The 25,219-nt window shown below is 60.7% G+C and carries 15 protein-coding genes; 9 read left to right on the forward strand and 6 right to left on the reverse strand.

What is annotated here, in order from left to right:
- Positions 1-39: 39 nt before the first annotated feature.
- From EL199_RS12255 to EL199_RS12280, 6 genes are all read right to left on the reverse strand, one after another.
- Positions 40-5,424: an Ig-like domain-containing protein gene (locus EL199_RS12255; RefSeq protein WP_126316100.1), complete on the reverse strand. Its 5,385-nt coding sequence runs from the start codon at positions 5,422-5,424 to the stop codon at positions 40-42.
- A gap of 112 nt (positions 5,425-5,536) precedes the next feature.
- Entirely contained in the window at positions 5,537-16,357 is a 10,821-nt protein-coding gene (locus tag EL199_RS12260) for a spherulation-specific family 4 protein (protein WP_126316101.1), read from the reverse strand.
- Between the two features lie 166 nt (positions 16,358-16,523).
- Positions 16,524-17,156: an endonuclease III gene (gene nth / locus EL199_RS12265; RefSeq protein WP_004143529.1), complete on the reverse strand. Its 633-nt coding sequence runs from the start codon at positions 17,154-17,156 to the stop codon at positions 16,524-16,526.
- A gap of 33 nt (positions 17,157-17,189) precedes the next feature.
- Positions 17,190-17,435 (reverse strand): hypothetical protein, encoded by a 246-nt coding sequence (locus EL199_RS12270; protein ID WP_004143528.1) that lies wholly within the window; start codon positions 17,433-17,435, stop codon positions 17,190-17,192.
- Positions 17,435-18,214, reverse strand: coding sequence for a TatD family hydrolase (locus EL199_RS12275; protein WP_004143526.1), 780 nt, complete (start codon positions 18,212-18,214; stop codon positions 17,435-17,437). Before EL199_RS12275 ends, EL199_RS12270 begins: the two co-directional genes overlap by 1 nt.
- A complete protein-coding gene (locus tag EL199_RS12280; RefSeq protein WP_126316102.1) occupies positions 18,214-18,402 on the reverse strand; it encodes a hypothetical protein in 189 nt (62 codons plus the stop codon). Before EL199_RS12280 ends, EL199_RS12275 begins: the two co-directional genes overlap by 1 nt.
- A gap of 49 nt (positions 18,403-18,451) precedes the next feature.
- Between EL199_RS12280 and EL199_RS12285 the strand changes: the two genes are divergently transcribed.
- The 9 genes from EL199_RS12285 (at position 18,452) to EL199_RS12325 (ending at position 25,213) form a co-directional block, all read left to right on the forward strand.
- Positions 18,452-18,838, forward strand: coding sequence for a hypothetical protein (locus tag EL199_RS12285; RefSeq protein ID WP_004143522.1), 387 nt, complete (start codon positions 18,452-18,454; stop codon positions 18,836-18,838).
- Positions 18,831-19,976 (forward strand): MFS transporter, encoded by a 1,146-nt coding sequence (locus EL199_RS12290; protein ID WP_004143521.1) that lies wholly within the window; start codon positions 18,831-18,833, stop codon positions 19,974-19,976. The genes EL199_RS12285 and EL199_RS12290 overlap by 8 nt, the downstream gene beginning before the upstream one ends.
- A 39-nt stretch (positions 19,977-20,015) precedes the next feature.
- Positions 20,016-20,612, forward strand: a complete 597-nt coding sequence (gene ssb, locus EL199_RS12295; RefSeq protein ID WP_004143520.1) for a single-stranded DNA-binding protein — start codon at positions 20,016-20,018, stop codon at positions 20,610-20,612.
- 63 nt (positions 20,613-20,675) lie between these two features.
- Positions 20,676-21,329 (forward strand): HAD family hydrolase, encoded by a 654-nt coding sequence (locus tag EL199_RS12300; RefSeq protein WP_004143519.1) that lies wholly within the window; start codon positions 20,676-20,678, stop codon positions 21,327-21,329.
- A 214-nt stretch (positions 21,330-21,543) separates the two neighbouring features.
- A complete protein-coding gene (locus EL199_RS12305) occupies positions 21,544-22,413 on the forward strand; it encodes a serine hydrolase (protein WP_004143518.1) in 870 nt (289 codons plus the stop codon).
- A gap of 134 nt (positions 22,414-22,547) precedes the next feature.
- Positions 22,548-23,006: a YceD family protein gene (locus tag EL199_RS12310; protein ID WP_004143516.1), complete on the forward strand. Its 459-nt coding sequence runs from the start codon at positions 22,548-22,550 to the stop codon at positions 23,004-23,006.
- The gene (gene rpmF / locus EL199_RS12315; RefSeq protein WP_004143514.1) at positions 22,984-23,187 is read left to right on the forward strand and encodes a 50S ribosomal protein L32; all 204 of its coding nucleotides are present in this window, start codon (positions 22,984-22,986) and stop codon (positions 23,185-23,187) included. The genes EL199_RS12310 and rpmF overlap by 23 nt, the downstream gene beginning before the upstream one ends.
- Before the next feature lie 14 nt (positions 23,188-23,201).
- Positions 23,202-24,248: a phosphate acyltransferase PlsX gene (plsX, locus tag EL199_RS12320; protein ID WP_004143513.1), complete on the forward strand. Its 1,047-nt coding sequence runs from the start codon at positions 23,202-23,204 to the stop codon at positions 24,246-24,248.
- Positions 24,245-25,213: a beta-ketoacyl-ACP synthase III gene (locus tag EL199_RS12325; protein ID WP_004143499.1), complete on the forward strand. Its 969-nt coding sequence runs from the start codon at positions 24,245-24,247 to the stop codon at positions 25,211-25,213. The genes plsX and EL199_RS12325 overlap by 4 nt, the downstream gene beginning before the upstream one ends.
- Positions 25,214-25,219: the final 6 nt, after the last annotated feature.

The raw sequence follows: 25,219 nt of genomic DNA on the forward strand, positions 1-25,219 counted from the left end.
GCCGGAGCGATGCTCCGGCTTTTTTATGCGTGTGTGGCGTCAGATGATGTGGATGTTGGTGTTTTCCAGATCGTGGTTGGCGCCAAGGCGGGCGATGGTGACCGCCGCTGCTGCGCCGCTGCCATCCGGGTCGTAGGCGAGTTCGCCGGTCGCGCGGTCGTAGATGAGGTGGTCGTTCGCATCTTGTGCCGCTTTGCCCAGCACGAACTGGTCGGCAGCCAGTGTGCCGCTTTGCAGCGCGGTGAAGATGTTGTGATCGAGTTGCAGCACGTCGCCTTCGTTGAAGTTGAAGTCGAGGATGGTGTCGGCTTTGCCATCCAGGGGGCTCGCAAAGATGAAGGTATCCGCGCCTTTGCCGCCGGTGAGGGTATCGGCACCGCGTCCGCCTTCGAGCTGGTCGTTGCCCGCGCCGCCATCGAGGTGGTCGTCGCCGTCGAAGCCAAAGAGGTGGTTGTCGGCGCTGTTGCCCTTGATGGTGTCGTTGCCGGTGCCGCCTTTGGCGTTCTCGATTTGCGTGCCGTAGCCGATGAACATTTGGCCGTGCGTCGGCGTCAGGTCGTCATTGAGCGCCAGATGCGCGGTTTTTTCGCCTGCGTAGATCCAGCTGCCCGGCGTGAGGTCGATGTTGAGATCCAACGTTTGTTCGCTCGCGTCAAAGGTATCCAGGCCGCCGCCGTCGTGGATGTAGATGTCGTTGCCGACGGCGTCTTTGTTGAACTCTTTGAAGGTGTAGGTGTCATCCCCGCTGTGGTAGTTCGGGTTGACGCCAAAGCTGTGGTGCAGCGCGGCGAGGTCAAAGATGCCCAGTTTGTTTTGCGCGATGGGGAACTCGGGGTAATAGTTGCTGCCTGCTCTAAGCGGGATGGTTTCGCCATTGACGTAGGACATGACGCTGATGGTGTCGCGGTTTTCCGCCACGCTCAAATCCGGTCTGCCATCGCCTTTTTTCGCATGGTCGAACGGGTGGGTCAGGCCGAGGGTATGGCCGATTTCGTGCAGTGCCGCGTACCAGCCGTAGTATTCGATGGCGTCCCCGCCTGTGATGCGGTAGGGGATATCGTTGCGGAAGGCATCGTCGGCGGTGAAGCGCTCGGCGCTCAAGTGTACGCCGCCGCCATAGACGCCGTAGCCAACGGTCTCCGCGGTATCCATCGTGTGCTTGTAGAAGTTGAGCGTGGCATTGTTGCCTTCGCTGAATTTGACGTTGACGTGCTCGGCGATGTGATCGAGCACGGTACGAATGGCCGTTTTTTGTGTCTCGCTGTAAGTATCAAAGCCGCTCATCGCCTTGCCAGGCTCGTCTTTATCCACGGGCGAGGTGGCAAAGGCGTAGGTGACGTTCAGCCCTTGGCCGGGTTTGTGACCGATGAGGTGGCCCTTGCCGGTGAAGCCGCTGTCGATGGACTGGACGAAGTACGGCACGTCGGCATTGCGATCGCCGGCGAAGGTGGTGTCGGTGTTGGTGCCGTTGTGGTTCGCCGCCGTTTCGTCGTTATCGACGATGTGCGTGGTAACGCTCGTCTTCGCCGCATCCAGTTTCGCCCCTTGCGGCGCGCTGATTTCGACGCTGTATTTTTCGTCGTTTTCCGGCAGGCGGTCGTCGGAGGTGTTGATTTTGAAGGTCGCCGAGGTCTGCCCCGCCGGGATGGTCAGGGTTTTTTCGATCGGCTGCGGCGCGAAATCGGCATCCGTGGTTTCGCCGTGTTTGAGGCTTAGGGTGAGGGTGACCGGCTGGTTGCTCGCTTTATCGAGGGTGATGGTGTAGGTCGCCGCCTCGCCTTCGTTCACGCTGTCGCTGCCGCTGATGCTGACGTTCGGCAATTCGGTCGGCTGCGGCGGCTGTGCGGCGGCGATGTCGCTCGCCGTACTCTCCGGCGTTTCGGGGTGGTTGGCGTTGTCGTCGTAGGCCGCCTGCACGCTGATTTTGTGTCCGGCGTCGGCGGCGGTGAGCTGGTAGGTGCTGGCGGTCGCGCCGTCTATCGGTTTACCGTCGCGCAGCCATTGGTAGCTGACTTTGTCTTGCGCAAAGCCGTCGTCATCGTTGACGGTCGCGGTGAGCGTGCCGCCTACTTTGGCATCTCCCGTGATGGCAACGGTGCCTGCGTGGTTGGTCGGCTGCGGCGTCGGCGGTTGCGGGTTCGGTGCGGTGTTTTCCGCGACTTCCGCGGTTTTCGCGCTTTCTACGGTTTCTGCGGTGCCTTTGCCGTCGGTGTATTCGGCTTTGACGGTTATCGTCTTGCCTTTGTCCGTGTCTTGCAGGGTGTAGCTCCCGCCTTTGCCCACTTCTTGTCCGCCTGCAAACCAGCGGTAGGTGATTTGTCCCAAGCCGTCGTCGTCTTTGAGGTCGTTGCTGGCGGTCAGGGTCTCGCCTACTTTGGCGTCGCCCGTGATGGTGACGCTGCCAACGGGTTCGTGGTTGGTGGCGGGCGGTTGCGGCGGCGGGGTTTGTCCGTTGTCGGCAACTTCCGCCGTTTTCGCGCTTTCTACGGTTTCTGCGGTGCCTTTGCCGTCTGTGTATTCGGCTTTGACGGTTATCGTCTTGCCTTTGTCCGTGTCTTGCAGGGTGTAGCTCGCGCCTTTGCCCACTTCTTGGCCGCCTGCGAACCAGCGGTAGGTGATTTGTCCCATGCCGTCGTCGTCTTTGAGGTCGTTGCTGGCGGTCAGGGTCTCGCCCACTTTGGCGTCGCCTGTGATGGTGACGCTGCCAACGGGTTCGTGGTTGGTAGCGGGCGGTTGTGGCGGTTGCGGGGTCGGTGCGGCGTCGCTCACTTCGGCAGTGGGGTCGCTGCTGACGACTTCAGCGTGTCCGGCGCCGTCGGTGTAGATGGCTTTCACCGTGATGGTTTTGCCTTTGTCGGCAGGCTTGACGGTGTAGGTCGCGCCGGTGCCGAGCGGGGTGCTGCCGGCAAACCAGCCGTAATTGACGTTGGCGGGCACGCCGTCGGCGTCATGCGCGGTCGCGGTCAGGGTCTCGCCCACTTTGGCGTCACCTGCGATGGTGACGCTGCCGGGTTGGTTGTTGCCCGGTGGCTGCGGTTGCGGTGTCGGGGGCGCCGCGTCTTCTACCGCGACGGTCGCGTCGCTGGATACGCTTTCGGCGTTTTGTCGTCCGTCGCTGTATTCGGCTTTGACGGTGATGGTTTTGTTTTTGTCGCCGGGCTGCACGGTGTAGCGCTCGCCCTGCCCTACTTCTTGTCCGCCTGCGAACCAGCGGTAGGTGATGGTGCCGAGTCCGTCGTCGTCTTTAATGTCGTTGCTGGCGGTCAGGGTTTCGCCCACTTTCGCCTCGCCCGTGATGGTGACTTTGCCTGTCGGCTTGTGGTTGAACGGGCTGACGGGCGGGACGTTCGTCTGCGCGTCGCCTATTTGTGCGGTTGGCGCGCTGGAGAAGGCTTCGTCATGACCCAGGTCGTCTTTGTATTCGACGTGCACAGTCAGCGTTTTGTTTTTGTCGCCCGGCTGGATGGTGTAGCTCGCGCCGGTCGCGCCGGAGATGGCGTCGCCATCGACAAACCATTGGTATTTGATGTTTTGCGGTTGCACGCCGTCTGCGTCTTCAACTTTGGCGAGCAGGGTTTGTCCGATTTTGGTCGCGCCGATGAGTTCGACTTTGCCTTCCTGGTTGTTGGCGGCGTCGGGGTAGTTGATGGTGATTTTGGCGCGGTTGTAACTGGGGTTGCCGTTGCGGTCGTTCAGGATGTATTCGATCGGATCGGGGTCGCCGTCTTTGAATTCTTTGTCCGGGGTGAAGGTGACATTACCGCCACGGCTCACGGTCCACACGCCTTGTTTTTCAACGACAAGGCGGGTGACGGCGTTTTTGTCTTTGTCCAGCAGTTTGACGGTGTTCGGGTCGATGTCGCGCTGGGCGTCGGTGTCGTTTTCAACGACGTTGATGGTGATCGCGCCGCCGCGTTGTTTGACTTTGACGGTGTCGTCGTACAGCACCGGCTGGTAGGCTTTCAGGTTCGGGTCAGGGATGCCCGGATGCCCCGGCATTTGCGGGCTGGGGTTGAGCGGGTTGGGCGCCGGATTGGGGTTGGGCTGCGGTATGGGGGTCGGGTTCGGCGTCGGCTGCGGCAGCGGCGGGGCGACGGTGTCGCCAATGCTGCCGGTAGCGGCGCTGGTGTGCGCTTCGTTATGTCCCTGGCCGTCGGTGTAGTTGGCATAGACGCTGATGTGTTTGCCACGGTCGGCGGCGGTGAGGGTATAGGTCGCGCCGGTCGCGCCGGAGATGGCGTCGCCGTCGGCAAACCATTGGTATTTGACGGTGCTGGTCTGCACGCCGTCGTTATCGGCGACCACCGCTTTCAGGGTGCCGCCGATTTTGGCTTCGCCGTCGAGGGTGACGACGCCTTCGCTGTTCGGCTGCTGGTTCGGGTCGTAGGTCAGGGTGATTTTCGCCGGTTGGCTGGTGTGGCCTTCCTGGTCGCTGATGGTGTATTGCACCGGGGTCGGGTTGCCTTTGAAGCCGGGTTCGGGCTTGAAGATAACGTGTCCGTTGAAGGTGACGTTCCATTCGCCTTCGCCGGGGACTTTCAGGATGGTGGTCGCTTTGCCAGCGGCATCGAGCAGGCGCACGCTGTGTACGTCAATGTTCGGCACGCCGTCCGGGTCGGTGTCGTTTTTCAGGACGTCGATGGTGACGGTATCACCCGGCGAAGCGCTTTCTTTGTCGTCGTTCGCCACGGGGGCGTTGCCCGGCTTGGGCTGGTTGGGATTCGGATTCGGATTCGGTGTGGGGTTGGGTTGCGGCGACGGCCCCGGCGGCAGCGGCGGCGGTACCGGGTTGCCGGGGGGAACCGGCGACGGGTTGCCAGGCGGCAAGGGTGAGGGAGTCGGGTTGGGCGCGGGCGACGGGTTGGGTGACGGGTTCGGCGCGGGGCTCGGTGAGGGGTTGTTGGGGGCGGGATTGGGCGACGGGTTCGGCGCGGGGGTGTTGTCGTGGTTGTCCGGCGCGGGCGCGGGCTCTTTGTAGGATTTGCCGCTCTTGCCGCTCGCCAGGGCGATACCGCCGGCAATCAGGCCGATGCCGCCGACGACGGCCAGCGGCGCGAGCGGCGGCTGGTCGGAGCCGAGCGTCTGTCCGGCGGCGACTTCGCTGGCCAGCGCGTGCTCCGGCGCGGCGGTGACGGGATAGCTGGTGAGACCGCCGTCGGCATTCACGCCGACAAGCGCGCCCTGCCCCTGCCCGAAGTAGTTTTCGATGACGAGATCGGTACCGCTATCAAAGGAGACGAGCAGGTCGCTGCCCTGCTGCGCGGTAGTGACGTTCTGCGGGCCGAGGCCTGTCGCAAGGTCGGTGAACTGGTAGCTGACGCCGTTTTCCGCCGGGATGTGCAGCGCGCTGCCGGCGGTGTCGAGGTTGTACTGGGCGACCGCGCGGCCGCTGCTGTCGTTCAGGGTGAGGGTGATTTGGGCCATGTTGCTTTCCTGTTTACTGTTTGCACCAAAGCGCCTGCCGCGGGAATGCGACAGGCGCTTCGTTTAGCTTCCTGTTGAATCTCCCGCCAGGCGACGGGAGGGCTGAATGCCGTTAGATGAGATGGCTGTGGTCATCTTGCGGCAGGTGATGGGTTTGCGGGACGCTGGACGCCGGTTCGCTGTAGCCTTGCGGCGTGCGGATTTCAACGTGCGAGAGGATGTCTTCCGCCGTGAGCGTTTTGCCGTTTTGTGCGCCGATGTCGATGGTGCGACTGTGTCCGGCATCGTCCGTGACGTGCAGGTGCTGGCCGCTCGCGTCATGGCTGACTTCTGCCTTGAGGTGTTCGCCGCCCGCCAGCACGATGCGGTCGCCTTCTTGCGGGTTGAAGTCAAGGATGCGGCTCGGTTCGTTCCAGCTCGCCGCGTCGTTGCTGTCCAGCAGGTAGGCGAAGGTGTCCGCGCCTGCGCCGCCTTCGAGCAACTGCGCGCCGTGGCCGGCAATCAGCACGTCATCGCCCGCGCCGCCGTGCAATTCGTGGCTGGCGCTCTGTTGGCTCGCCGCCAGCAGTTCGGCGCTGTGCTGGCCGAGGTATTGCAGCAGGTCTTCGCCCTGATGGCTGACGAGTTGGCTGTAGGCCGCGGCGTCAATGCCGTCGCCGATGAGGACGTCGTGGCCGTCGCCGCCGCGGGTGTGGTCGGCGGCTGCGTCCTGGCCGTCGGTAATGCTTGCCGTTGCCCCGTCTGCGGTTTGCAGCTGCGGTTCGTGGTGTTCGAGCGGTGCGGCGTTGTTGGCATCGACGATTTCGGTGGTGACGTGGTTGTTGTCGATGTTCGCCGTGGCCAGTTTGCCGTTGTTGTCGTGCTGCGTCGGGTTCGTCGGCATGCCGAGGTTGTTGACGTTTGCGGCAAGCTGGTCAAAGTTCTGCGGCAGCGCGTTGTACGGGTTGCCATCCTGTTCGGGATGTTTTTCGCGCTCGGCTTCCGGCAGCGGGTTTTCCTGGGTGTCGCTGGTGGGGAAGACCCAGCCGGCATTGCGTTCGCGCGAGGCTTTGATCACGGCGTCGTACTGGTCGGGCGTCACGTCATGGATCATGTGCATGATGCGGTGCGCGTTCTTCGGATCGTTTTCAAAGGCGCTTTTCGGCTGTTCGTAGTTATTGAGGTAGGTCTTGGCGCTGACTTCGCTCGTGACGAAGATGTCCGCATAGGGCGCAATCGCGTCGGTGATGTGGGTGCCGGGGTTGGCCATCACCAGTTTGTCGCCCGCTTTGGCCTTGACGTAGCGGTACAGCTCGGCCATGTAGGCGGTGCCCTGGTTGTTCTGCGCGGTGATTTCGTCAAAGAAGTAGCCGTGGATTTTGTCCTTGCCGTACAGCTCCAGGTATTTGTCCACTTCGGCTTTGACTTCTTCTATCGGCCGTGTCTGGTAATGGGTGCGGATGTAACCGATGTTCTTGATGCCAGCGGTGATGTTGTCGTCTATCAATTTGGCGTAGTCGCTATTGACCTTCTCGCCAACACCACTCGCCGGGTTGACGATGACATACGGTACTTTGCCACCGCCTGCTTTGTGCACGCTTTCCCAGTAGGTGTCTTTTTCCCAGCCGCCGGTGGGGTATTTGTAGGCGGGGATGATCATCGACTGCGCGCTGACGCTGCCGCTAAACGGCGGGACGTTGTCGTTCACGTTGCCGACGAGGGCGTTGCCGATTTCGACGGTATAGGTTTCCGTGCCTTCCGCCTTACCGTCGTTATGGGTATCGACGGTGAAGTTTTTCGAGGTCTCGCCTTTCGGGATAACCACGCGCTGGATGTTCCAGGTGAGGTTGGCATCGCTGGTGTCGGTGCTGTTGTGTTTGACATGCACATCGACGCTGACGTCTTCGCTCGCCGGTTTGTCGAGGCTGACGGTGTAGGTCGCTTTCTCGCCTTCTTTGACGCTGGTGACGCCGGAGAGGGTGATGTGCGGGGCATTGGCCGCCGGCGGCGGGATGAGGTCGCTGTTGTTCGCCGCTTCCGGCACAACCGCCGGCGAGAGGTCGCTGATCGGTTTTTCCGCGTGGCCTGCCTTGTCGGTGTACACCGCTTCGGCGCGCAACTGCATGCCCTTGACCGCATCCGTCAGGGTGATGGTTTGCCCTTCCACGCCCGGCAGCAGTTTGTCGTTACCATACCAGCGCCAGGTGATGCCGCTGTCCGGCACGCCGTCGGCGTCGGTAAGTTTGGCGGTCAGCGTATGGCCGATTTTCGCCTCGCCTTCAAGGGTGACACTGCCCGGATGGTTGGCAGCAGGCGGCGGGGCGCTGTTATCGGCGATATTCTCCGTCGGCTGGCTGACGGGGGTTTCGTGGTTCTGGGCGTTGTCGTCGTACTCGGCCTTGACGGTGATTTTGTGTCCGGCGTCTTCGGCGGTGAGGACATAGCTCTTGCCAGTCGCGCTTGCAATCGGATTGCCGTCGCGCAGCCATTGGTATTTGACGCCATCATTCGGTACGCCGTCGCCATCTTTCACCTCAGCGGTGAGCGTGCTTCCCACCTTGTGAGCGCCGGAGATGGTGACGGTGCCATCTTCGTTCGGGTTGATCGGCGGATAGAGCGGGTCATCTTGCACGCGCAGGGTGAAGTCTTTGGTGAATACGCCACCATGACCGTCATCTGTAGTGATACTGAGCTTGAGTGTCGGCTCTTTGCCGTAATCTAGGATCTGTCCAGCTTTGAGTTTTAGTGTGCCGTCAGCAGTCACTTCAAAGCGGTCATCATTTACTGTGTAGGTGTGTTTGTCGCCCGTATCCGGATCGGTCGTCGTCAGTTTGCCAACCACAGCGCCCTCTTGCGCTTCATTCACCAGATCGTTAGAGAGCGTGATTTCCGTCGGCGCGTGGTTTTGAGGCTGCAATTGATCATTGCTGACCGCATCCGTCTCGGCGCTCTTCGGTGTTTCGGAATGTTTGGCGTTGTCTTCGTAAGTCGCCTGTACGCTGATTTTTCGTCCGATGTCTTCCGCGCTGAGACGATAGGTGCTGCCCGTCGCGCCATCAATTTTCTCGCCATTGCGCAGCCATTGATATTGCACATTGTCCGGCACGCCATCGGGATCGGTGATTTCAGCAGACAGTTCAACGCCCACTTTCGCCTCACCCTTGATAGCAATGCTACCCGGCCGATTGTGCTGCGATGTGCCGTCGTTGTTGTCAGCGATGAAGGTTCCTGTCTCGCCTTTAATGCTGTTGGCCTCATTAAAGGCAACGATTGTGCTGCCATCTTTTACCGACTTCGCACCTAGCGTCAATTTACCGCTATGCGCATCCAGACTGACGTGCTCCGGCAGCTCTGCAAGCCATGTTCCATTCAAACGCTGCCATACGCCTTCTTTATTACGTCGCAGCGTAAGAATCCGTTCAAAATCGGTTTCATCACGATAACGGACATTGAGGTAATCCGCACCATCTACGGGTGTGATTTCCACGCTGCCTGGTTCACTACCTGCCACCATTTTCGGCACAGGCGGTCTGTCATTCTCGTTAATCGTGGTTTCAATCTGCTTGCTACTGTCATGAAGCGCCGCGCCCTTCGCCTCAACGATGCTCACACGATAGCTGCGACCGCCCTGGAACTCGTTGTTATCCTGCGTGGCAACTTCCAACGCAACGGAAGATGCTCCCTTGCTGAAGGTAACAGTACGCTCTTCCGCCTTGACGTTGCCGTCATCAGTATTGATATGCTCAATACGCACCGTAGCCGTCACATCCTGCAGGATGGGTTTACTCAGATGCAACGTATAGCTCGCACTATCCCCTTCTGTAACAGCGCGATCACCCGTAATGAACAGCGTCGGCTCGGTTTGCGGTGTCGCCTGGCCACTATCGCTGTCGCTCTCAACGACAATAGTTTTACTGGCCGTTGCCCCGCTGCCAGTAAATGCGCTTACCGGGGTGTGATCATCTACCAGCGACGGCGCCAACATCAGCCTGCCATCATTTTCATCAAACCATGCGCCTGTAGGCAGCGGATCATTTCCAAGCTTCTCCCACTTGCCACTCGGACGAACGACGAAGGTGTACTCTTGTTCTTTGCCATCGTGGATATAACTGACATGGAGCGTGTTCGCATTTTGAGGCGGCGTAATTGTCACCCCTCCTTGCTTTTCATCCAGACCTTTTACGATGGTTGGCGGTTCGTCTCGTGACGGCAGTACCGTTTGCGCGTCCACGACCGTATCCGTCTGCGCACTGAGCGGATTTTCCGAATGATTACTGAGATCTTTATAAGAAGTCTGCACGGAGATTTTATGCCCCACGTCAGCCGACGTCAGGGTGTAGCTATCGCCGTTTGCCTGAGCAATCGGATTGCCGTCACGTAGCCATTGGTAAGTGACCGTGTCCCGATCAACACCATTATTATCCTGAATCTCAGCAATGAGCATCTCGTGCTCTTTCGCCGTACCCTTAATGGCAATCGAGCCCTCGCGGTTCGGGTACTGCTTCGGAATATTATCGATAACCGCAGAAGTTTCCCGACTTTGCAGCGATTCCTGATAGTGGTCATTATCCACATAACTCGCGCGCGCACTCATATGGCTGCCAATATCAGCGCGAGTCAAGGTATAGGTCATCTCCGTTGCGCCATCAATGACGGCGCCATTGCGCAACCATTGATAGGTAATTTTTGTATTCTTATCTATGCCATCTTCATCATAAACATGGACGGTAAGCGTTTCACCGACACGTTCAATACCATCAATCGCGATCGTGCCTTCGCTATTCGACCCCGGGCGCGGCGGCGTTTGATTGCCGGTAACGGCATCCGTCTCGCCGCTCTGCGGCGTTTCCGCATGCTGCGCGTTGTCGGTGTATTCGGCTTTGACGCTGATTTTGTGCCCTTCGTCTTCGGCGGTCAGCGTGTAGCTTTTGCCCTTCGCGCCCGTGATGTCTTGGCCGTCGCGCTGCCATTGGTAGCTGACTTTGGCTTCGTCAAACTGGTCGGCGTCATGGACTTGCGCGGTCAGGGTTTCGCCTACTTTGGCGTTGCCGCTGATCGCGACGTCGCCTTCGTGGTTCGGCTGCGGTTGGGGCGGGTTGACCGTCGGGTAGTTCGGGTCGTCCTCTACGTTCAGGGTGAAGGTTTTGTTGTAGCTGCCGCCGTGGCCGTCGTCAGTCGTGACTTGCAGCGTGACTTTCGGCTCGGTTGCAAAATCAAGGTGCTTGCCGTCTTTCAGCTTCAGCGTGCCGTCAGCGGTGACTTCAAAGCGGTCGTCGCTCACTTTGTAGGTGTGTTGATCACCCGCGTCCGGATCGGTCGTCGTCAGTTTGCCGATTGCTGCGCCGTCTTTGCCTTCGGTAACTTGGGTTGCTGAAAGCTGGATGTCGGTCGGTGCCTGGTTGGTCGAGGTCTGCGGCTGGACGACTCCGCTTTCGGCGTCGTGGCTTTCTTTGTTGCCCGCGTTGTCGGTGTATTCGGCTTTGACGCTGATTTTGTGTCCTTCGTCTTCGGCGGTCAGGGTGTAGGTTTTGCCGGTTGCATTAGCAATTGGCTGCCCGTCGCGCTGCCATTGGTAGTTGACTTTGGCTTCGTCGAACTGGTCGGCGTCGTGGACTTGTGCGGTTAGGGTTTCGCCTACTTTGGCGTTGCCGCTGATGGCAACGTCGCCTTCGTGGTTCGGTTGCGGTTGTGGCGGGTTGACCGGCGGGTAGTTCGGGTCGTCCTCTACGTTCAGGGTGAAGGTTTTGTTGTAGCTGCCGCCGTGGCCGTCGTCAGTCGTCACTTGCAGCGTGATTTTCGGCTCGGTTGCAAAGTCGAGGTGTTTGCCGTCTTTGAGTTTCAGCGTGCCGTCAGCGGTTACTTCAAAGCGGTCATCGCTCACTTTGTAGGTGTGTTTGTCGCCTGTGTCCGGGTCGGTCGTCGTCAGTTTGCCCACCGTCGCGCCGTCTTTGCCTTCCGCGACTTTGTCATTGTCGAGGCTGATATCGGTCGGCGCGTGGTTGGTCGAGCTCTGCGGCTGGACGATGCCGCTTTCGGCGTCGTGGCTTTCTTTGTTGCCCGCGTTGTCGGTGTATTCGGCTTTGACGCTGATTTTGTGCCCTTCGTCTTCGGCGGTCAGGGTGTAGGTTTTGCCATTGGCACCGGCGATTTCCTTACCGTCGCGCAGCCATTGGTAGCTCACTTTGCTTTCGTCAAAGTTATCCGCGTCATGAACTTCGGCGGTCAGCGTCTCGCCCACTTTGGCGTTGCCGCTGATGGCAACGTCGCCTTCGTGGTTCGGCTGCGGTTGCGGATTCGGATTCGCCGGGTCAACCACCGGAGCGGTGGCGCTGCTGGTCGGCGCTTCAGAGTGCTGCGCGTTGTCGGTGTAGGTCGCGCGCACGCTGATGGTTTTGCCCGCATCATTTGCGGTCAGCTGGTAGCTGCTGCCGGTCGCACCGGCAATGGCGACACCATTGGCCAGCCATTGGTAGGTAACGTTTGCCGGGACGCCGTCATCGTCGTTAACGGTCGCGGTCAGGGTTTCGCCCACTTTCGCCTCGCCCGTGATGCTGACCGTGCCTTCGTGGTTCGGCTGCGGTTGTGGCGGCTGCGGGTTCGGATTGGCGGGGTCAACCACCGGCGTGGTGGCAGCGCTGGTCGGTGCCTCAGAGTGCTGCGCGTTGTCGGTGTAGGTCGCGCGCACGCTAATGGTTTTGCCTGCTTCTGCGGCGGTCAGCTGGTAGCTGCTGCCGGTTGCACCGGCGATGGCAACACCGTTTGCCAGCCATTGGTAGGTAACGTTTGCCGGTACGCCGTCATCGTCGTTAACGGTCGCGGTCAGCGTCTCGCCCACTTTCGCCTCGCCTGTGATGGTGACCGTGCCTTCGTGGTTAGTCGGCGGGACTGGCGGCTGCGGATTCGGATTGGCGGGGTCAACCACCGGCGTGGTGGCAGCGCTGGTCGGTGCCTCAGAGTGTTGCGCGTTGTCGGTGTAGGTCGCGCGCACCGTGATGGTTTTGCCCGCATCATTTGCGGTCAGCTGGTAGCTGCTGCCGGTCGCACCGGCGATGGCAACACCGTTCGCTAGCCATTGGTACTGCACGTTCGCAGGCACCCCGTCATCGTCGTTAACGGTAGCGGTCAGGGTTTCGCCCACTTTCGCCTCGCCCGTGATGCTGACGGTGCCTTCGTGGTTAGTCGGCGGAACCGGCGGCTGCGGGTTCGGATTGGTGGGGTCAACCACCGGAACGGTCGCCGTACTGGTCGGTGCTTCGCTGTGGTTGGCGTTGTCGGTGTAGGTCGCGCGTACCGTGATGGTTTTGCCCGCATCATTTGCGGTCAGCTGGTAGCTGCTGCCGGTTGCACCGGTGATGGCAACACCGTTTGCCAGCCATTGGTAGGTAACGTTTGCCGGTACGCCGTCATCGTCGTTAACGGTCGCGGTCAGGGTTTCGCCCACTTTCGCCTCGCCCGTGATGGTGACCGCGCCTTCGTGGTTAGTCGGCGGAACCGGCGGCTGCGGGTTCGGATTGGCGGGGTCAACCACCGGCGTGGTGGCAGCGCTGGTCGGTGCCTCAGAGTGCTGCGCGTTGTCGGTGTAGGTCGCGCGCACGCTAATGGTTTTGCCTGCTTCTGCGGCGGTCAGCTGGTAGCTGCTGCCGGTTGCACCGGCGATGGCAACACCGTTTGCCAGCCATTGGTAGGTAACGTTTGCCGGTACGCCGTCATCGTCGTTAACGGTCGCGGTCAGCGTCTCGCCCACTTTCGCCTCGCCTGTGATGGTGACCGTGCCTTCGTGGTTAGTCGGCGGGACTGGCGGCTGCGGATTCGGATTGGCGGGGTCAACCACCGGCGTGGTGGCAGCGCTGGTCGGTGCCTCAGAGTGTTGCGCGTTGTCGGTGTAGGTCGCGCGCACCGTGATGGTTTTGCCCGCATCATTTGCGGTCAGCTGGTAGCTGCTGCCGGTTGCACCGGCGATGGCAACACCGTTTGCCAGCCATTGGTAGGTAACGTTTGCAGGCACCCCGTCGTCGTCGTTGACGGTCGCGGTCAGGGTTTCGCCCACTTTCGCCTCGCCTGTGATGGTGACGGTGCCTTCGTGGTTAGTCGGCGGAACCGGCGGCTGTGGATTCGGGTTCGCCGGGTCAACGACTGGCGTGGTCGCCGCACTGGTCGGTCCTTCAGAGTGCTGCGCGTTGTCGGTGTAGGTCGCGCGCACGCTGATGGTTTTGCCCGCATCATTTGCGGTCAGCTGGTAGCTGCTGCCGGTCGCACCGGCAATGGCGACACCATTGGCCAGCCATTGGTACTGCACGTTGGTCGGGACACCGTCGGCATCATCAACTTTGGCGGTCAACGTTTCGCCGACTTTCGCCTCGCCCGTGATGCTGACCGTGCCTTCGTGGTTCGGTTGCGGCTGTGGCGGCTGCGGGTTCGGATTGGCGGGGTCAACCACCGGCGTGGTGGCGGCACTGGTCGGTGCCTCAGAGTGTTGCGCGTTGTCGGTGTAGGTCGCGCGTACGCTGATGGTTTTGCCTGCTTCTGCGGTGGTCAGCTGGTAGCTGCTGCCGGTTGCACCGGTGATGGCAACACCATTGGCAAGCCATTGGTAGGTAACGTTTGCCGGTACGCCGTCATCGTCGTTAACGGTCGCGGTCAGGGTCTCGCCTACTTTCGCCTCGCCAGAAATGGTGACTGTGCCTTCGTGGTTAGTCGGCGGAACCGGCGGTTGCGGATTCGGATTCGCCGGGTCAACAACCGGAGCGGTGGCGCTGCTGATTGGTGCTTCGCTGTGGTTGGCGTTGTCGGTGTAGGTCGCGCGCACGCTGATGGTTTTGCCCGCCTCATTTGCGGTCAGCTGGTAGCTGCTGCCGGTCGCACCGGTGATGGCAACACCATTGGCGAGCCATTGGTATTGCACGTTGGTTGGGACGCCGTCGGCATCATCGACTTTGGCGGTCAGGGTTTCGCCCACTTTCGCCTCGCCAGAAATGGTGACGGTGCCTTCGTGGTTGGTTCCAGGCGGGGTTGGCGGCTGCGGGTTCGGCGTCGGGTAGTTCGGGTCGTCCTGTACGTTCAGGGTGAGGGTTTTGCTTACGGTACCGCCGTGGCCGTCATCGCTGGTGATTTGCAGGGTGACGGTTTTTTCGCTCGCGTAGTCAAGGTGCTGCCCGGCTTTGAGTTTGAGGGTGCCGTCGGCGGTGACTTCAAAGCGGTCGTCGCTCACTTTGTAGGTGTGTTGATCACCCGCGTCTGGGTCGGTCGTTGTCAGTTTGCCCACGGTCGCGCCGTCTTTGCCTTCGGTGACTTGGGTTGCTGAAAGCTGGATGTCGGTCGGTGCGTGGTTGGTCGAGGTGGACGGTGCAACATTAGTAGTCGCGGCACTGTCGTGGCTTTCTTTGTGGCCCGCGTTGTCGGTGTATTCGACTTTGACGCTGATGGTTTTGCCGACATCCCCCGCTTGCAGGGTGTAGCTCTTGTCGGTCGCGCCCGCAATCGGTTGACCGTTCGCCGACCATTGGTATTTGACTTTGCTGGCATCGAACTGGTCGTCGTCATGCACGTCAGCGGTCAGTTTTTCGCCTACTTTGGCATTGCCGCTGATGGCAACGCTGCCCGGATGGTTCTGGCCGGGTTGCGGCGGTTGCGGAGTCGGTGTGCCGTCCACGACTTTGGTGGTCGAGGGCGTGCTGATGTTTTCCGGGTTGCCGCGGTTGTCGGTGTAGCTGATGTTGAGGCTGATGGCTTTGTCTTTGTCCGCAGCGCTCACGGTGTAGGTCGGGCCGGTCGCGCCCTGAATGGCTACGCCATCTGCCATCCATTGGTATTTGACGCCGGTTGCGGGGACGCCGTCCGGGTCGTTGATGTCGGCGCTCAGGGTCTGGCCGACTTTCGCATCGCCTGTAATGACCGCGCGCCCTTTGGTATTGCCGCCCGGCGTGCCGTTGTCATAGGTGACGGTGATGGTCGCCTTGTTACTGACTTGCCCCGCGTTGTCGCTGACGGTGTACTGCACCGGGGTCGGGTTGCCGATGAAATTGGTTTCCGGAGTGAAGGTGACTTTGCCGAAGCTGACGTTCCATTTGCCCTGTCCGGCGACGGTCAGTTCGGTGACGGGTTTGCCCGCCGCATCCAGCAGGCGGATGCTGCTCGGATTGAGGTCGCGCTGACCGTTGGCGTCCATGCCGCTGTCGTTATCCAGCACGTCAATGGTGACTTTTTCCTTCGGTGTGCCTTTGACCTTGTCGTGATTTGCAATCGGTTTCGGGTCGCTGCTGGGCTGGTTTGGCGTCGGCGGTTGCGGGACGGGGTTCGGTGAGGGTGCCGGCGGATACGGGCTCGGATTGGGCGTCGGTGTCGGAGTGCCGGGGTTACCGGGATTGCCCGGATTGGGCGAAGGAATGTTGGGACCGCCCGGATTACTCGGATTGTTCGGATTATTGGGCGACGGATTCGGTGCGGGCGTATTCGGTGACGGATTATTGCCACTGCCGCTACCGCCGTTATTGCCGCTGTCCCAGCCTTTGCCGCTGTCGTCATTTGCCAGCCCAATCCCGGCGGCGACCAGACCGACCGCCCCCAGCACGCCCAACGGCGCCCAAACGGGTTGTTCTGAACCCAGTGTTTGGCTGGCAGCGATTTCCTCCGCCAGCACGTGCTCCGGCGCGGTCGCGACCGGGTAGCTCATGAGGCCGCCGTCTGCCTGCATGCCGACCAGCGCGCCTGGCTCGTTCTGCGCAAAATAATTTTCGATGACGAGATCCGTGCCTTCATCGAAAGAAACCAGCAGGTTATCGCCCTCGCGCTCGGTGATGATGCCTTCCGGACCGATGCCGGTCATCGGGTCGGTGAACTGGTAGTACGCGCCATCAACCGCCTGTATGTGCAGCGCGCTGCCTGCGGTGTTGATGTTGTACTGACCGAGGGCGTTGCCGGCGGTGTCGTTCAGGGTGAGGAGGATTTGCTGAGACATACTGGTTCCTTGTAATAGATTAAGATTTTGCTGAAAGTCCTGTCAGGATTAACTGACTATGACCGTCATTATACAAAAAAATGACTATTTCGTTACCAGTAGATGAAAGCAATAGTTGTGCCAGTTTGCGGCGCTTCTGTATCACGGGCGGGCGCTCGCGCCCCGCTTATGCTTCAAATTGCGGGTTGTCGCAGAGATCGGAGATGAGGCAGGCGCCGCAGCGCGGTTTGCGCGCGATGCAAACATAGCGCCCGTGCAGGATGAGCCAGTGGTGCGCGTCCAGCAGGTATGCGGGCGGCACGCGCGCCATCAGCCCTTTTTCGACGGCAAGTACGGTTTTGCCCGGCGCGATGCCGGTGCGGTTGGCGACGCGGAAGATGTGGGTATCGACCGCCATCACCGGTTGGCGAAAGGCGGTGTTCAGGATGACGTTCGCGGTTTTGCGACCAACGCCGGGGAGGCGTTCCAGCGCGGCGCGGTCGGCAGGCACTGCGCCGCCGTGTTCGTCGAGAAGGATTTGGCAGGTTTTCAGGATGTTTACGGCTTTGGTGTTGTAGAGGCCGATGGTTTTAATGTAGTCCTTCAGGCCGTCTTCGCCGAGGGCAAGGATGGCGGCGGGGGTGTTGGCGACGGGAAAGAGGCGGCGCGTCGCTTTGTTCACGCCTTTGTCGGTCGCCTGCGCCGAGAGGATGACGGCAATGAGCAGCTCGAAGGTGCTCGTGTATTCGAGCTCGGTGGTCGGCTGCGGGTTGGCGTCACGAAAGCGGCGGAAGCATTCAGCGATGGCGGCGGGGGTCATGGTGTGGTCGTGGGTTGTATGGTGCCAGGCGGGTCAACTGCACGCTTTTTGCCGCTGCGCCCAGATGATGGCAGTCGTGATGGCAGCGCGGGCTTGCGGGCTGTTTCGCCAGCAGGTGCTGCCGGTGAGGTAGGCGCCGTGGGCGAGGATGTCGTCCACATCGGCTTCCGCGAGGGCGGGAATGTCATCCAGCCCCATTTGCGCGAGGCGCTGGATGATGGTTTTGCCAATGCCTTTTTCGGCGAGCAGGCTTTTTTCTTGTTCTGGGGTGAAGGGCATCAGGAGACTCCAAAGAAGCGGCGGGTGTTTTCCGTGGTGATGCGGGCGACGTCCGCCTCGCTTTGCCCGCGGCACTCGGCGACGACGCGCAACACTTCCGGCAGGTACTGCGGTTCGTTCACGCGCGGCAGTGGGTTCAGCGTTTTCGGCGTGAGGTAAGGCGCATCGCTTTCGAGCATCAGGCGATCGTCCGGGATGTGGCGCACGGTGTCGCGCAGCTCCGCGCCACGCACGGGGTCGCAAATCCAGCCGGTGATACCGAAATAGACGCCGCGTTCGGCGAGTGTTTCCATTTGCGCGCGCGTGCCGGTGAAGCAGTGCCAGACGGCTCCGGCGAGTTCCGGCAGGGCTTCGCCCAAGATGGCGCTGAAGTCGGCAAAGGCTTCGCGCTCGTGCAGGAAGACGGGTTTTTGTACGGTTTTGGCGACTGCCAGTTGGTCGGCAAAGCAGCGGCGCTGGTTCGCAGGCAGGGCGAGGTTGCGGTGGTAGTCCAGCCCCATTTCGCCCACGGCAACGCAGCGCGGCTCACGCGCCAAGGTTTGCAGCAACAGGCGGTGCGATGGCGCCTGCCAGTCGTTGGCGTGGTGCGGGTGGAAACCGGCGGTGGCGTAAAGCTCGGCGTGGCTGTTGGCGAGCGCCAATGCGGTTTCGTTGCTCGCCGCGTCGCTGCCGGTGATGATTTGTTGCACGACGCCAGCGCGACGCGCGTCGGCGAGGATGCGTTTGACGTGCGGCAACAGGCGGCTGCTGGCGAGGTTGCAGCCAATGTCTATTAGCATCAGAGGCGGATGAGCAGGATGACGAACAGCACCACCATCACCATCAGGAAGGCGAAGGTGCCCCAATGCTGCGGCGCATTGCGCGAGCGCTCCAGCAGCGCCTTGTAGCCGCCGCTTTTAACCATGCGGTAGAAGTTGTAGATAAAGTAGGCGCCGATGGCGACCAGTCCCAATTTATTCCAGTCCATCTTGTAATCCTCGGTAAAATGAGCGCGCATTGTACCGTAAGGATTTCCCATGCCATACCAAGACACCAGCCCCGCCGGGCAACATTTCATGAACTTCTCCCGCCCGCTGTCGCTCGTCGTGGTCGCGCGCGCCGCGGACTACCTCACCTTTGAACTCATCTACGGTTTCGGCGAATACCGCTTCCACGCCGACCCCGCCCGCCACGACAGCCTCGCCGATTTGGCGCGTCTTGCCGATGCGCTGGAAGCGGGCTTTGACTATGTGGAGGCGACATTTGCCGACGCGGGCGGCCATACCCGCCTGATTTTGCAGGGCGACGGCGACGTGCTGCAATTCGCCTGCTACGACAGCGCCGATGCCGTCCTGCCGTGGTTGCAGGGGGATGCCGGCCGCCTCGCCTTCGCCCGCAACGTACGGAGCCTGCTCAATGACTGACGCACGCCAGCCCTGGCAGCGCGGCGTTGCCATCCTGACCGCCATCTACATCACGCGGATGCTCGGTCTGTTCATGATCTTCCCCGTCTTCAGCCTCTACGCCAACGAACTGGCGGGCGCGAACAAAACCCTCGTCGGCATCGCGCTCGGCATCTACGGCTTAAGCCAGGGACTGCTGCAAATCCCCTGCGGCTGGCTTTCCGACCGCTACGGGCGCAAACCCGTCATCGCCGGCGGCCTTGCCCTCTTTACCGCGGGCAGCCTGCTCGCCGCCTGCGCAAGTAGCATCGAAATGATGATTGCCGCCCGCGCCGTGCAGGGCATGGGAGCGATTGCCGCCGTCGCGCTCGCCTACGCCACTGACATCACCCCGCCGGACAAACTCGGCAAAACCATGACCATCCTCGGCGCCAGCATCGGCATCGCCTTCGTCCTCTCACTCATCCTCGGCCCGCTGCTGGCGGGCTGGGTGGGTGTCGCCGGACTGTTCCTCATCATCGCACTGATGGCCGCCGCCGCCCTCGTCGCCGGACTGCGCCTGCCCGACGCCACCTACCCCGTTACCCGCCGCGACGAATACCAGCGCAAACCCATCTACCAAGCCGCCGCCACCATCTTCACCCTGCACGCCATCTTCACCGCCACCTTCCTCGTCCTGCCGCCGCTCATCGTCGCCAACGGCATCGACAAAACCCACCACTGGTGGCTCTACCTCCCCGCCAACCTCATCGCGCTGCTCGCCATGCGCCCGAAAAACCGCCCGCACCCGCTCACCTTCGGCGTGAACTACCTCATCCTCGCCGCCGGCGCCGCGCTGCTTGCCGTCCCTATTACAAGCACCGCCTGGCTGCTCTTTGCGCTCAGCGTGTACTTCATCGCCTTCTACCGCCTGGAAAGCGGCCTGCCGCACTGGGTCGCACAAAACGCCGCGCCGGACAGCCGCGGCAAGGCGATGGGCATCTACAGCAGTGCCCAATTCATCGGCAGCTTCACCGGCGGCGCCATCGGCGGGCGCATCTGGCAAAACCAAAGCCCGGCGACCGTACTCATCACCCTCGCCATCGCAAGCGCCATCGCCGCGCTCCTTTTGCTGAAAACCGGCAAAACCGCTACACTACGCGGCGCACAACAGCCCTGAACCCGCACATTTACCTGAACACACGAGGAAACACCCAAAATGGCAGGCGTCAACAAAGTCATACTCATCGGCAACTTGGGCAACGACCCGGACATGCGCTACATGCCCAACGGCGAACCGGTGGCCAACATCTCCATCGCCACCAGTGAGACCTGGAACGACAAAAACACCGGCGAAAAACGCGAAAAAACCGAATGGCACCGCGTTGTCGCCTACCGCCGCACCGCCGAAATCATTGGCCAATACACGCGCAAAGGCAGCAAACTCTACGTCGAAGGCCGCCTGCAAACCCGCAAATGGACCGACCAAAGCGGCCAACAGCGCTACACCACCGAAATCGTCGCCGACAACATCCAAATGCTGGACAGCCGCGGCGGCGGCGAAGGCAGCTTCGGCGGCAATGGCAGCGGCAACTACCCCGGCAACCGCAGCAACAGCGGCGGCTATGGCCAGCAAGGAGGCGGTTACGACCAAGACTACGGCGGCAGCTACGACCAAGACTACGGCGCGCCAAGCGGCGGCAACCGCCCACAACCGTCCACGCCGAACAAACCCGTGCCGCCACAAAACAACACCGGCGGCCTCGGCGGCCCAACCCTCGATCAGGACAACTTCGACGACGACATCCCGTTCTGATGCCCACAAAAAACCGCGCCTCGCGCGGTTTTTTTGACCCATTGCCCCAACCCCGGAAACCCCATGCCCGCAAACATCATCCTCTTTGACTTCGACGGCACCCTCGCCGACAGCGCCCAATGCGCCATCCTCGCCACCCGGCAAGCCTTCCGCGACCATCACCTGCCCGCGCCAGCAGACGCCGCTATCGTCCAACAAATGGGCATCCCGATAGAGCGCTGCTTCCGCACCCTCGGCGCGACCGCCCTTGACGACGACGCCTTTGCCGCGCTACTCGCCACCTTCCGCCAACATTACGCCGTGGCGGCGGAAAGCCATATCCGCCTCTACCCCGGCATTGCCGCCCTGCTCGCCGCCCTCAAGGCGCAGCAGCGGCAAACCGGCATCGTTAGCAGCAAAAAAACCGCCATCCTGCGCGCCAACTGCGAACAACTCGGCATCAGCGCACACATCGACGTATTCATCGGCTCGGACACGGTGCAGCACTACAAACCGCATCCCGAAGGCATCCGGCTCGCCCTCGCCGCGCTTGACGGCGACCCCGCTACCGCCCTTTACATCGGCGACGCCACCACCGATATCGAAATGGGACATGCCGCCGGCGTCAAAACCTGCGCCGTCACCTGGGGCGCGCATGACAAAGCCGCGCTTGCCGCCAGCGCGCCGGATTTTGTCGTGGAAGACGTCGCCGCCTTGCAGCGTTTGCTGTTGGCTTGAAGCACGACAAAAACCACCGAATACGTCCGCATTTTGCATGAGTACCCACCTGCTGCGGGTTCGCCCTGTAGAAAAAGCATTTCTAGTAGATATTAGACGGGTTCTAACCCAATCTGCGGATGGATGAGAATATAGACGAAAGTCACGAAAAATCCCGCTATTGCGGTGTCGCTTTGCTAAAATAACCGCCTCGAATTACCATCCCTTCATAAGCATGTTGTTGAATAAACGTCAATTTATCGGGCGCAGCTGTGCGCTCGGTCTCGGTGCTATCCTGCCGCTTTCTGCCCAGGCAGAAACGCCGCTGGAGCGCTCTATCAACGAGCGCGTGCGCCAATTGCGCGCCGAAGGGCGTCTTGCGGGCGACGAGCGCAGTGCCTGGTTGGTGCATGATCTGGTCGCCAACCGTCCGCTGGCGCAAATCAACGCACAAGTGCCGCTGCAATGCGCCAGTCTGGTCAAGCCGTTCGTCATCCAGGCCTACCTCCTCACCCATTATTTAAAGGATTCCAGCCTCTATCCGATGAGCGAGCGCGTGCAGGACGAAATGCGCGGCATGGTCGTCGCCAGTAATAACGAATTCACCAACCACCTGTTCAAGCGTCTCGGCGGGCCGCAGGGCGTGCAATGGATGCTGAAAAAACAGGCGCCGCAGATTTTCCGCAATATTCAAATCGTCGAGAACATTCCGGCACAGGGACGTACTTATAAAAACCGCGCTTCCGCTGCCGATTACGACCGCTTCCTGCGTGCGCTGTGGGCGAACCAGCTGCCCGGCGCGCAGTATCTGAAGCAGATTATGTCCATCCCCAATCCTGACCGCATCCGCTCAAAAACGCAGTTCGTGCCGCAAAGCGCGACGGTGTACGACAAAACCGGCTCGACTGCGATGCTCTGCGGCAATTTCGGCATCATCGAATGCAAGTCCGGCGGGCGCAGCTATCCCTATACCATCTCCGCCATCATCGAGAAAGACAACCCGGCGGGGAACTATTCCAGCTGGATTACCAGCCGCAGCAACGTCATCCGCGAAATCTCGGATATCGTCTATCTGCACTTCGCCCGCACGCACGGTATTGGCTGATTTTCTGCCGTTTTTCCATTTTGACACCCGAAAATGTTGAGAGTATGATGCGCCCTCCCGCGACCCCACCCCCCCGGCTGATTGACCCTTGGGCCTATGCCAGAAACCGTTGCCACGAGAGCGGTTCGCTGCCTTTGGCAGAGACCGAAACGCTAAAACAATGGACGGGGACGCGCGATGACGTCGTGCATTACTCCCTTGAAGGAAATATGGATAAGGACGGGCAACACCGCTTGAGCGGTCGTGTGCGCACCGTTCTGCATACCCAGTGCCAGCGCTGTCTTGAACCGATGACGCTGGAGGTTGCCCATTCCTTTGATTACGTGCTGATTCGTGATCAATCCCTTGAAGACAATGTCACCGATGGCAGCGAAACCCTGATCTGCGCCGAAGACGAACTCGACCTGGCGTGGTTCATTGAAGAAGAAATCCTGCTGGCGATGCCCATGATTGCCAAGCACGATGATTGCAGCCTGCCGCAGACCGGCGCGCGTGACCCCCTGCCGCAGGCAGAAACGCACAACCCGTTTGCGGCTTTAAAAGACTTACTGGAAACCAAGGAGCATTCCCATGGCCGTTCAACAGAATCGTAAAACCCCCTCCAAACGCGGCATGCGCCGTGCCCACGATGCCTTAACCGGCAAAACCGTCTCTACCGACAGCCACAGCGGCGAGCGCCACCTGCGCCACCACGTCACCAAAGACGGCTTCTATCGCGGACGCCTCGCCGTTGTCCGTCCTCGCGTTGCCCAACAGATTGATATCGAAGAATAAGACCTGATCGCGCCATGAGCACGAGCAAGCCGCCAATCATTGCCATTGACGCAATGGGCGGCGATATCGGTCTGGATGTCACGCTGGCCGCCGTCGCCCATATCCAAAAGCGCTACCACGACGTGCGCATGATAGTAGTCGGTGACGAACCGGCTATTCGCAGTCATAAATCCTTCAGCGCGATTGATGCCGCGCGCATTGACATTCACCACACCACGCAGGTGGTGGCGATGGACGAAGCACCTGCCAACGTCCTGCGCCACAAAACCGATTCCTCCATGTGGAAGGCGATTGAGCTGGTGCGCGACGGCAAAGCGCAAGCCTGTGTCAGCGCCGGCAACACCGGCGCGTTGATGGCAAGCAGCCGCTATATCCTGAAAATGCTGCCTGGCATCTCCCGTCCGGCGATTTGTGCGGTGGTGCCTTCACGAGGCGGACATGTGCATTGGCTCGATCTTGGCGCCAACGTGGAGGCCAAACCGGAACAACTGGTGCAGTTCGCGGTCATGGGCTCGGAACTGGTCAAGGCGGTTGATGAAAAGCCCAATCCGATTGTCGGCCTGCTCAACATCGGCGAAGAAGCGATCAAGGGCAACGACATGGTCAAGGAAACCAGCAAACTGCTGGAGAAAACCGACCTCAACTACAGCGGCTTCGTCGAAGGTAACGACATCTTTCTCAAGGAAAAACTGGACATCGTCGTCTGTGACGGTTTCGTCGGTAACGTCGCACTAAAATCGGTAGAAGGCATCGCCAAATACATCCAGACCACGTTGGAGCAGGAATTTCGCCGCAACATCTTCAGCAAAATTGCCGCACTCTTTTCCCTGCCCGTCCTGCGTCGCACCAAGGCGCGCATTGACCCCCGCCGCTACAACGGCGCGACCCTGCTCGGTTTGCAGGGCATTGTCATCAAAAGCCACGGTAACGCCGACGTTTTCGCGTTCGCCAACGCCATCAACGTCGCCCGTCTCGAAATCACCAACGGCATCATCGATCACATCCGCTGCCAGCTTGACCGTCAGCAGAATCGCCCTGCCGCCGAAGAACACACTGCATGATTTACAGCAAAATCCTCAGCACCGGCAGCTATCTGCCGCAGCGGATCATGACCAACCAAGAATTCGCCGAGCGGATGGACACCTCCGACGAGTGGATTCGTACTCGTACCGGCATCGCACAGCGTCACATCGCCGCGCCGGATGAAAGCAGCACGGATCTTGCCTATCAGGCCGCACGCGACGCCCTGCAACGCGCCGACATTGATCCTGCAACGCTGGATCTCATCATCGTCGCCACCTCTACGCCAGAACACATCTTTCCCAGCAACGCCAGTCAGTTGCAAACCCGCCTCGGCTGCCAGACCATTGCCGCCTTTGACATGCAGGCCGCCTGTTCCGGATTCATCTTCGCGCTGGCGACCGCCGATAACTTCATTCGCGCAGGCAGCTGTAAACGGGCGCTGGTTATCGGTGCGGAACTGTTCAGCAACATCCTGGACTGGAGCGACCGCAGTACCTCCATCCTCTTTGGCGATGGCGCAGGTGCAGTCATTCTTGAAGCGGCAGACGAACCCGGTATTCACGGCTCGGTATTACATAGCGATGGTCGTTACAAAGAGCTGCTGTTGGTACCGCGCGGGAGTGGTTCCGCTGCGGACACCATGGGCGACCGCCTGCCGTTCGTTCACATGGAAGGGCGAGAAGTGTTCAAAGTCGCGGTACGCACCCTTTCTGGTCTTGTCACCGAATTGCTCGAACAACAGCAGATGCAGGCGGAAGACATCGACTTCCTCATCCCGCATCAGGCCAATCTGCGCATCATCAAAGCGACTGCCGAACACCTTAACCTGCCGCTGGAAAAAGTCATCCTCACCGTTGCCGAACACGCCAATACCTCCGCCGCTTCCATCCCGCTGGCGTTGGATTACGGCATCAAAAACGGTACGATACGGCGCGGCCACAAACTGCTGCTGGAAGCTTTTGGCGGCGGATTCGTTTGGGGCGGTAGCATCATCACTTACTAACGGAGG

This window comes from Cardiobacterium hominis, assembly GCF_900637305.1.
GTDB lineage: Bacteria > Pseudomonadota > Gammaproteobacteria > Cardiobacteriales > Cardiobacteriaceae > Cardiobacterium > Cardiobacterium hominis.

What these genes read in the sequence shown, in the direction of transcription:
- EL199_RS12285 (WP_004143522.1), top strand. Translation starts at nt 18,452, where the DNA reads ATGCCATACCAAGACACCAGCCCCGCCGGGCAACATTTCATGAACTTC.
- ssb (WP_004143520.1), top strand. Translation starts at nt 20,016, where the DNA reads ATGGCAGGCGTCAACAAAGTCATACTCATCGGCAACTTGGGCAACGAC.
- nth (WP_004143529.1), bottom strand. Translation starts at nt 17,156, where the DNA reads ATGACCCCCGCCGCCATCGCTGAATGCTTCCGCCGCTTTCGTGACGCC.
- EL199_RS12325 (WP_004143499.1), top strand. Translation starts at nt 24,245, where the DNA reads ATGATTTACAGCAAAATCCTCAGCACCGGCAGCTATCTGCCGCAGCGG.
- rpmF (WP_004143514.1), top strand. Translation starts at nt 22,984, where the DNA reads ATGGCCGTTCAACAGAATCGTAAAACCCCCTCCAAACGCGGCATGCGC.
- EL199_RS12290 (WP_004143521.1), top strand. Translation starts at nt 18,831, where the DNA reads ATGACTGACGCACGCCAGCCCTGGCAGCGCGGCGTTGCCATCCTGACC.
- plsX (WP_004143513.1), top strand. Translation starts at nt 23,202, where the DNA reads ATGAGCACGAGCAAGCCGCCAATCATTGCCATTGACGCAATGGGCGGC.
- EL199_RS12300 (WP_004143519.1), top strand. Translation starts at nt 20,676, where the DNA reads ATGCCCGCAAACATCATCCTCTTTGACTTCGACGGCACCCTCGCCGAC.
- EL199_RS12275 (WP_004143526.1), bottom strand. Translation starts at nt 18,214, where the DNA reads ATGCTAATAGACATTGGCTGCAACCTCGCCAGCAGCCGCCTGTTGCCG.
- EL199_RS12270 (WP_004143528.1), bottom strand. Translation starts at nt 17,435, where the DNA reads ATGCCCTTCACCCCAGAACAAGAAAAAAGCCTGCTCGCCGAAAAAGGC.
- EL199_RS12280 (WP_126316102.1), bottom strand. Translation starts at nt 18,402, where the DNA reads ATGGACTGGAATAAATTGGGACTGGTCGCCATCGGCGCCTACTTTATC.
- EL199_RS12260 (WP_126316101.1), bottom strand. Translation starts at nt 16,357, where the DNA reads ATGTCTCAGCAAATCCTCCTCACCCTGAACGACACCGCCGGCAACGCC.
- EL199_RS12305 (WP_004143518.1), top strand. Translation starts at nt 21,544, where the DNA reads ATGTTGTTGAATAAACGTCAATTTATCGGGCGCAGCTGTGCGCTCGGT.
- EL199_RS12255 (WP_126316100.1), bottom strand. Translation starts at nt 5,424, where the DNA reads ATGGCCCAAATCACCCTCACCCTGAACGACAGCAGCGGCCGCGCGGTC.